Source organism: Shewanella sp. ECSMB14102, assembly GCF_000813075.1.
Lineage (GTDB): Bacteria > Pseudomonadota > Gammaproteobacteria > Enterobacterales > Shewanellaceae > Shewanella > Shewanella indica.
Window position 1 is genome coordinate 1 of record NZ_JWGX01000100.1, and the last position, 2,353, is coordinate 2,353.

General features: G+C 39.7%; 3 protein-coding genes. All 3 read right to left on the minus strand.

Annotated elements, in window-relative coordinates; all coding sequences use genetic code 11:
• Positions 1–105: 105 nt before the first annotated feature.
• A complete protein-coding gene (locus RC73_RS19475; protein ID WP_039036182.1) occupies positions 106–765 on the minus strand; it encodes a hypothetical protein in 660 nt (219 codons plus the stop codon).
• On the minus strand, positions 752–1,330 hold the full coding sequence (locus RC73_RS19480) for a biosynthetic peptidoglycan transglycosylase (protein ID WP_039036183.1): 579 nt from the start codon (positions 1,328–1,330) through the stop codon (positions 752–754). Before RC73_RS19480 ends, RC73_RS19475 begins: the two co-directional genes overlap by 14 nt.
• 89 nt (positions 1,331–1,419) lie before the next feature.
• A complete protein-coding gene (locus RC73_RS19485; RefSeq protein ID WP_039036184.1) occupies positions 1,420–2,076 on the minus strand; it encodes a DUF4145 domain-containing protein in 657 nt (218 codons plus the stop codon).
• Positions 2,077–2,353: the final 277 nt, after the last annotated feature.

The following is a 2,353-nucleotide window of genomic DNA, read 5'->3' on the forward strand; positions in this document are numbered from 1 at the left end:
GAGGGCGCGGCATAATAACCTCCTTGTTAAATGCTTAAAAAAAGCATAGTCGAAGGCTAACTACCGCGCCATTAACGTTGGGTGTCCATATTTTTCGGTATTCAATTACTGAAAGCCTAAAGATATTTGCTGAACGTAGCATGCCCATGACTTATAACATCTCACAGATGCGTAACTGAACTTCGGTGCTTCTGGTGTGACATCAAGTTTCTCTTTAAGGAGATACATTGTTTGAGCAACATTTGAAACGTTGCTGTATCGTTCACGATTTGGAACGATACTGGAGTCTATGAACCCCCTTGCTATATTCTTCGGACCCCGATGTAAATTATCTTTCCAAAATTGGCTCTCTCTATCATTTGAAGCGCTAATGGCTCCACTTTCAAAATCAAACGACCATTGATTGAAATCGCTCTTCAACTGCTCAAACAGCTCGCTAGAAATAATAAAGATATCTAAGTCTGAATCACTACTAAATGGGGTGCCTAATTTTCTTGGAGATAATGACTGACCTAATCTAGCACTACCTGTAACATTCAGCTCTTTGGGGTCAATATCTAATCTTGCGCCAACCCATGCTCGAATTGATTCATAAATTCCGGGGCAATCTTTGAAGGCGAATGGAATACCTTCAGACAACCACTGCCTAGCGATGGCTTGCCTTGCGGACTCTCCACCATGCTTTGCAGCTTCTGAGATTAATTTTGCTTCTGGATAAGCTGATACAATATCTCTTAAATGGTTTGATACTTTAAATGGTTCCATACTGCCCTTTAGAATTAAGTTGGTTTAATCGATTAACTATGTAGCTAGCTCGTTGATGTACAGCCCTAAAACTTTTACTATTACCAAATCTTGGCTCTGGATATTTAAGTCTTGCAACTATCCCAGCAGCCTCATAATTTGTAAGTGAGGTCATATCCAATTCTAAACGCTTACATGCCTGATCAATACCGTGCATATTCCATCCGAAATAGGCAACGTTTAGATAGAGTTTTAGTATTTCTTTTCTTTCAAGAGTTAAGGTAATTTTAGTGGCTAAATAAATTTCTTTCAGTTTTCGTTGTGAGCTTATTTCATAACGTCCAGTGACTGTTCGTACTAATTGCATGGCTATTGTAGAACCACCTTCCCTTTTGTTACAAAAAATGGTTTTCCAAGTAGCTCTGACCAAACCAATAGGATCTACACCAAAATGCGACCAGAAACGATGATCCTCTCCAGCTACAAGGAGATCTAATAAATTGTCGGACAAGTCCTTATCTGCGCTTTCTATTCGTAGCTTTTCTATACTCTTAGTGAGTTGGTTCCATTCATCTTTTAACTTCATTTTATTATGAATACTTTCTTGAATACTAACGCCGCGCTCTGCGGCAAATTTGGAGCGTAGCGGAAAATTTGTCCGACAGCAGCGCCTTGTTATGCCATATAGCTCAGTAGAAAACTTTCTACATCTCTAATCATGCTTTCAACATCTGAATCTTGAAATTCTTCAGGCTTACCATGAGCTGCACTATTTCGAATGTCGGCAATAGCCGTGATTCTCTTTTGTTGAAGCTTATTATAGACTCCTGCTTTTGCTAACTGCGCATTCATTGTGTCAAGCTTTCCATGAGAAATTGAATTGCTATCGCAAAGGTCTCGCAATGCAGTCTCAAGTACGACTCCTGAGATAACGGCTGCGGCAAGTTTATACCCATTATTAAGTAATTCTGTAGCCTGCTCTAATTCACTATCAAATACTTCAGCCTGAACCAAATATTTTAGTGAAGCCAGATATCCCCCCTCAAAATCTTCCTTCGCAGCTAGAAAGATAGCACCAAGTCTTTTTTTAATGGAGTATTCAGACTCCATTGTTCTACGCTTTTCACCTGCTTCGAAAGCCACAAAATGCTGCGATTCTTTTCCGCAGGCTGTTACCAATAGATTTTTTACTTTAACTTTCCAGCCAGTAAATAATTCGGTATCAATCGCCTCAGACGTCCCATAGGCTCCATTGACGATTCTCTTCGTAGCCTCAATATCATTGAGTTGACTTTCCAATTCGACAAACCTTTGAGTCAATTTCTTATTCATAATTAGTCCTTAATTGAGGCTGAATCTTCGACAGGCATAAGAGCTGTATAGCACGCATGCGCGTTTTAGTCCTCGGAGGAGTGTAAATGCGCATCGCTATCTGTTTGTATAGAAATAAAAAATCAAAAAAATCAAGCCACCCACTGTAAAACAATAACTTAATCTTCTTTCAGTCTGCGTTCAAGCACCGGTAGGGGATTTGAGCACCCGGAGGTAGAAAGATATCCATGAGTTGCAGAGGTTTGATGAAATCGAACCTATTTCACGTAAAAATGCG